Annotated in this window: 2 protein-coding genes; both read right to left on the reverse strand. The window is 39.2% G+C overall.

Annotated elements, in window-relative coordinates; translation table 11 throughout:
• Positions 1 to 3,407, reverse strand: a 3,407-nt coding sequence (locus tag ACFIKG_RS07925) for a right-handed parallel beta-helix repeat-containing protein (protein WP_375652053.1), incomplete at its 3' end; no start/stop codon positions are given.
• 745 nt (positions 3,408 to 4,152) lie between these two features.
• Positions 4,153 to 7,497 (reverse strand): autotransporter outer membrane beta-barrel domain-containing protein, encoded by a 3,345-nt coding sequence (locus ACFIKG_RS07930; protein WP_375652057.1) that lies wholly within the window; start codon positions 7,495 to 7,497, stop codon positions 4,153 to 4,155.
• Between the last annotated feature and the right edge of the window lie 14 nt (positions 7,498 to 7,511).

Consider the following 7,511-nt stretch of genomic DNA (forward strand, 5'->3'; position numbering starts at 1 on the left):
GCATCCTGCATCTCTTTTGGAGTGAAAGATAGTCGCCCATAGGTGCCTACAAGACCGAAATGTGTTGTGGTATTTTGCCCTTCAATTGCTGCTAATGTGACACCGGCTTGGAGAGCAGCATAGCGGATATCAGCGCCATAACCATATTTGAGAGGTCCGCGTTCAGAAGATAAAGTTCCTGTGCTTCCATAGGTGTAAAGGAAGAAACCGGTTTGTTTTTCCTCTTCTTTTCCTAAGACAGATGTTCTCATTGTGGCTAAAAGTGCATTTTGTTTAGCTATATCGGTTAGTCCCGTGTAGAAGAGAGCATTTGGCATGACTAAGTAACTGGCCGTTTGTGCTACAGGGGCGATCACACTTGGACCAGAACCAGAATCCGTTTCAAGAATTTCTTTATGTAAGCGGAAATCCCAGAAATTTTCATTCTTTTCATCAAACAGATTTTGTGCAACATCGGCTTGTCCGTGGCTTGACTCTGGTCCATAAGCCGTTAGCGTATATTTATAAGGTAAACGACCTCTTGTGGTATAGCCATTGACAAGTTTGAAAGAGTCTTCTTTTGCTTCTCCAGAGACTTGAATGAGTGAAAGTCCACCTATATTGGAAGGATCAGAGGCATTTATTACACTACTTTCATCCCCTGTATCGCTTTTGATATAAACTGTTGTAGAGCCTGAGACATCCCCATGGATCAAAAGTCTATCGGTTTTTTGGTCATTTATTGCAGCACCATCACTCCAAGCAATGTTGAAGTAAATCTTTGCATCACCCGTTGCGTTGTAGACTTCTTGCGTGTCTGGTTTACCAGAGCCTATATGTAATGTGTGATAATGCTCTTCTGTTGGTCCATTAAAAACAATAGTACTGTTGTTAAGATTGAGCGTGGAAATATCAGAACGAGATCTTTGAGCAATATCAAGCAGATTGCCATCATCATCTTTTTCGTTTGTGCTGGTTTTTACAATCCATTGTGTATTGTTTTGCAAATTAAAGATTGTTTTAGGACTGTTAATAACTTTTGCTCTACCCTCTAATATGGAGTTATCAGAATTGAGTGTAAAAGCTAAACCATTTTCTTCAGCTGAAGCTTTGGTTACTAATAGAACGTCAGCACGGATTTCTGATTTTTTGCCAAGATTGACTGTGCCGGTTGACTCATCTACGTTAATTCCAATGCCGTTTTTAATGTGAAGCTTTGCGTTGGTTAAATTGATTTCTGAGGTTGTATCTTCTTCAGGATTTTCAAATTTTATGCCATTTCTCTCTGCTGTTGCAAAAATATTTGTTGTATCAATATGCCCACCGTTTTCAACAGCCAATGCTGCCTCTTTTCCCGTTATGTTTCCTTGCGTCATTGTGATGGTGGAATCTAGTCCACTTGCATGGAGCCCATAACCATTAGATGATGTAATTTTGGCATCATCGGTTAAAGCAATGGTGCTGCCACTCTCTGCGTTAATCCCTATATCGTTTCCAACAAATGATCCTCCTGATATTGTGATTTTAGAATGATCCATTGCATATACGCCGAATTTTGCATTTGTAATGTGTACATTTTTTAAAGTGACATTGCTTGCTTGGGAATTTAATCCTGTAAACACTACCGTTTCACCTTTTTGACTGCTCGATATTGTCACATCTTCCAACTTATTTTCATTGCTTTTACTGTCATAAAAGGTAGCACCAACTGTAGAAGTTGTAATAGTTCCTCCGGTCATTTTAATTATAGCATTTTTTTCTGCATAAAGCCCAAGAAAAGCATGATCAATTTCTGTTCCATGCAATTCGATCATACTATCAGGGCCGCTGGCATTTGCACCAGCTCCACCACCTGTGGCTACTGAGAGAGAAACATCTGTAACATTAATGTGTCCACCGTTTTCAGCAGTTAATGCTGCATAAATTCCTCCTTTAACTTTTCCTTTCGTCATTTTGATTGTGCTATTGTCTTTTGCCCAGAGCCCAGTGTTATCAGATGATGTAATTTTAGAATCATTTATAGTGATTGTGCCGCCGTTTTGCGCAAATATTGTTGCTTGTTTTGAAACAAATGATCCCCCAGAGACTGTTATTGTAGAGTTATTATCTGAAATGATAGCATTTTTTGCTTGAGTCACTTTGACATTATCTAAAGTAACAAGACTTTTATCTTTTGCTTCTACTCCAATGATTAATAATTCTCCCTCTTTATTACTTGATATTTCTACATTCTTTAGTTTGTTGTTTTCGTTTTTACTTCTCGAGAAGGAAGCACCAGCGTATGAGGATTTAATGGAACCGCCATTCATAGAGATTGAGCCACCTTCTTGTGCCCAGAGTCCAGTGTCATTAGATGATGTAATTTGAGCGCCCTCTATAGTGATGTCACTGTTTTTCAAGGCAGCTATTGTTGCTTCTTTTGAAGCGAATGAGCCTCCAGTGACCTTTACTTTAGAACTATTATTTGCAAGAATAGCGTTTCCCGCTTTTTTTACGGTTACATCTTCTAAAGTGACTGTACTGTTCTCTTTTACGGTTACTCCAAAGGTTATTTGTTTTCCGTCTTCATTGCTTGATATTGTTACATTTTTCAGCTTGTTTTTGTCGCTGTTACTGTTCGAGAAGCTAGCACCAGCGTAGGAAGCATTAATAGATCCTCCAGTCATGGAGATTGAGCCACTTTCGTTTATCAAGAGTCCAGAGTCATCAGATGATGTAATTGTAGAATCGTTTATAGTGACTTTGCTGTTTTGCGAGGCAACTATTGTTGCTGCTTTTGAAGCAAATGAACCTCCAGTGATTGTTATTGTAGAGCCACCTTTTGCACTTACAGCATTGTTTGTTTGTTTTATGATTACATCTTTTAAAGTGACTGTACTGTTTTCTGCTCCTGCTCCGAATCCCAGTGGTGTTTTATCATCATCGCTTGATATTGTTACATTTTCCAGCTTGTTTTTGTCGCTGTTACTGTTCAAGAAGATCGCACCAAAATCAGAAGCATTAATGGAGCCTCCAGTTATGGAGATCGTGCCACCGTCTTTTGCTTCAACACCTACGATAATGGCAGAATCAGTTCCTTTAATGGTTGTTTTATTACCCGTTAATGTGATTATACTATCCTTGCCTTCAGCTGTTACAGCAGCCGGTGATTCTAAAGAAGATGATCCGGGAGGAGGGGAGACGCCCCCTTCGCTGGAGCCTTTGTTAGCGCCTTTATTGGTGTCTTTATTTCCGGTTACGGTTAAATTTTCACCAGTGATTTTGCCACTTTCTTTTGCATGAAGAATTTCATAGGCCTTTCCGGTTTCTCCGGTGATGGCGTGTCCTTCTCCAGAAGCTTCAAGAGATTCAGCATGTGCATTGGAATAGATACTAGAGAGTATGATCGCGACTGTTGCTGTATATGATAAAAGGGATTTTTTATACACCCGTATTCTCCTTTGAAGTCCCCAATATTCATTTCCCCACCGACCTCATAAGAAGAAGTGAAAATGAGTTACTGTTCTTAGTGTTGTTACATTAACTCTAGCTCGGTAAGTTGTTTTTACTTCTCTGTCAAATATTTTAAATAATCTTCATGAAAATGCATATTATGTATAGTTTATTTTTTATTAAATGAGTTTATTGATTTTCTGTTTGTAGTGGGATTATTTTTTATATCTTGATAAAATAATAAACATAATTTTTGATAATTACTTAGAGTTCTTTATGTCTCTTAAGACATTTTATAATAATTATTCGAATATATTTTACGATCCTATCGTTTATAGTTTTTTGTGTTTTTTCTTGTTTGAATATTTTATAGATAAAAAATTTGTTTGAGTTTTCAGATGAGGGGAAAGTTTCTTATAATTGCTTATCTTATTGAGGGCGATAAAACAGACATATCTTCAGTTTAAAAACGTAATTAATAAAGAGCTTTATGTTAAAGCTTTAAATGAAAGGTACTTTGGTTAATAAAACTGCAAAACTGCATTTTTATTAAAAGGTTTCCGCTTTCATTATTTGTGGGTTTTAATATATTCTGGATAAAAATACCTTATATTTTTCTTGATAAAAAGGCAGGGGGTAGTTTTAGTGTCATTAGGATTTATATAAAGCGAAAAGGCAGCACATTGAGCTGCCTTTTTGTTAAATTGAATAGAATGAATAGGCTATTTTTACAGCCTTGTCTTAAAACTGATAGCGTATTCCACCTGAAAAGCTAGCACCACTTATACCAGTTTTCTGAAGCTTTTGTTGATAGCTTACATCACCATGAAGGGAGAAATTGTGAGACAGTTGTGCATTGATGCCAATGCCGCCTTCAATTGCAGGTCCCATAGGATCAAGGTCAAAGTCTCTACCAATATGAATGGTACCATCATCACCAAAGGTTTTGATCAAGTTTACTTTTCCATAGAAAGACATAGGACGGCTGTTTTCAGTGGAAATGGTTTTGGTCAAACGTCCACCAACACGGATTAACCATTGAGAAGGATTGTTCATATCAACAGTGAAATTATCAGCATCTTCAATGGTGTTAAACATCAAATGTTGATAGGCAATTTGTGCTTGTGGCTCAAATGTTAAACCTTCCATTCCTGTTGCAAATTCTTTGCCAACAGTGGTGGAGATACTCAACATTTTGGCATCGTTCAATTTTGCGGTATTGCCTCTGATGGCATTGGCGATATGCCCTTTTAGGATACCATAGGACAAGAGTGCATCGATGTAGAAACCACTGTTATGCTGTATACTGCCATAGGCTGTAATGGCCCATTTATCCAGCGTGTTCTTTCCTGCATCTTTTATGTCCTTTGGTGTGAACGACAGCTGCCCATAGGTGCCTACAAGACCGAGATGTGTTGTGGTATTTTGCCCTTCAATTGCTGCCAATGTAACACCGGCTTGGAGAGCAGCATAACGAATATCAGCACCGTAACCGTATTTGAGAGGTCCGCGTTCAGAAGATAAAGTTCCTGTGCTTCCATAGGTGTAAAGGAAGAAACCGGTTTGTTTCTCTTCTTCTTTTCCTAAGACAGATGTTCTGATATTGGCTAAGAGCGCGTTTTGTTTAGCCATATCTGTTAATCCACTGTAGAAGAGAGCATTTGGCATGACCAAATAGCTCGCTGTTTGTGCTACAGGGGCGATCACACTTGGACCAGAGCCAGAACCCGCTTCAAGAATTTCAGGTTGTAAACGGAAATCCCAGAAATTTTCATTCTTTTCATCAAACAGGTTTTGCGCAACATCGGCTTTGCCTTGGCTTGAGTCTGGTCCATAGGCACGTAGTGTATACATATCCGGTAAGCCATCTCTTGTGGTATAGCCATTTACAAGTTTGAAAGAGTTTTCTTCTGCTTTTCCAGAAACTTGAATGAGTGACAGACCACGGATATTGGCAGCAGCAGAGGTATTTGCTTTGACATTGTTCCCTTCTAAGCGCCCCGTAACATAAACTGATGTGTTACCAGAGACATCTCCATTGATCAAAAGTCTATCGGTTTTTTGGTCATCTATTGCAGCACCATCACTCCATTCAGCGTTGAAGTAAATCTTCGCATCACCCGTTGCGTTGTAGACTTCTTGCGTGTCTGGTTTACCAGAACCTATATGCAATGTTTGGTAATGATCTTCTGTTGGTTTATCAAAAACAATGGAGCTGTTGTTGAGGTTTAGCACAGAAACATCAGAACGAGATCTTTGAGCAATATCAAGGAGATTGCCATCAGCATCTTTTTCGTTTTTGCTGATTTTCAACGTCCATGTTGTATCGTTTTTCAGATCAAAGTGTACATTTCTGTCTTTAGCAATATTCGCTCTGCCCTCTAAAGTAGACTGATCAGCGTTTAATGTAAAAGTGCCGTTGGAGATCGCTTTAACCTCTTTATCATCCCACAAATCTTTATCTTTCCATGACATTTTGTCCCAAAAAATACCATCTCCTAATAATACGTCAGCATGGACTTCTGATTTTTTAAGATTGACTGTGCCGATTGATGGGGCTGCCGCATCTTCGATGCTTTTTTCAACAACAGCTCCAATGAAAATTCCTGTGCCATTTTCAGCATGAAGCTCTGCATTGGTCAGGTTGATCTCATTGCTATGATATTTTTGTGGATCATGCGAGCCATTTGGATTGTTGTCAGAGAAAGTTGCGAATTGTAAACCGGCAACTTCTGCTGTGGCAGAAACATCTTTCAGATCAATATGTCCGCCATTTATTACAACCAGTGCAGCTTTTTTTGCTTCTATTTTATTTTTCTTCCCATTCTGAGGAGTGTCGGATTGGGGATCTAGATCTTTAGAATTAGTATCAATAGCGCCATTAACCATCTTAGTTGTGCCATCTTCACCAGTAGCGAGACCAATATCAACATTTTGAATGGTTGTTTTGCCATTTAATTCAACTATACTACCGGCCTCCCAAGTGCTTACACCAACGGTTGCTTCTTCGGACTCACCACCGATTATTGTTAAATCTCCGCTAATGATTTTACTCCCACCATCTGCATAAAAACCTTCATCAACATTTTCAATAATCGTTTTGCCCGTTAACTGAATTTCACTCCCAGAGTCCGCTGTCCATACACCAGAGCGGTCTTTGTCGGGGTCTTGATCAGTTGCTTCACCACCGATAACGGTTAAATTTTCACTGGTAATTTTACCACCATCAGTTGCTCCAAGACCGCCCCAAGTATTGTTAATTGTTGTATCGCCATGCAATTCAATTCTGCTATCAGGACCAATTGCAAATGCACCGGTTCCTTTCCCATCTGTTGTTAAAGCAACATTCGTGGCATCAATTTGTGCACCTTTTTCTGCAAATAATGCAGCTTTTTCATTCTTTATTGTTACTGTTCCTTCTGCCATTGTGATCTTAGATCCTGAACCTTCTGCATGAAGTCCATAACCATCAGATGATGTAACTGCAGCTTTTTCGTCTAAAGTAATGGTGCTGCCTTCTTTCGCATATACCCCATCAGTTTTTCCGTCGAATGAACCTCCAGACACTGTTATTGTAGAGTTATTATTTGCAAATATGCCTGTTGTCGCTTTAGTGACGGTTACATTGCTTAAAGACACAGTGCTTTTTTCGGCACTTATTCCTTTATCTATCAAGGCGTCATCTTTGCTGCTCGATATTTTTACATTGTCCAGCGTGTTTTTATTTTCATCACTTCCGCTAGCGTTGAAAAGAGCACCTATTTGAGATGCTGTGATGGAACCACCGGTCATACTGGCTGTAGCTTCATTTTGTATATCAAGGCCGTTTGCAACTTTTTCAATGGTTGTTGTGCCTTTTAATGTAATGACGCTGTCAGCGCCATCGGCTTTTGCGCCAGTTCCGTTGTCATCTGTGGTTGTTAAAGCAACATCTGTGGCATCAATCTGTCCACCTTTTTCTGCAAATAATGCAGCTTGTTTTCCACTTACAGCACCTTTTGTCTTCGTGATTTGGGCTTTTGGACCTTCTGCATGAAGTCCATAACCATCAGATGATGTAACTGCAGCTTTTTCGTCTAAAGTAATGGTGCTGCCTTCTT

Origin of the sequence: Bartonella sp. LB28NMGDW, from assembly GCF_042194435.1 — a bacterium.
Lineage (GTDB): Bacteria > Pseudomonadota > Alphaproteobacteria > Rhizobiales > Rhizobiaceae > Bartonella > Bartonella grahamii.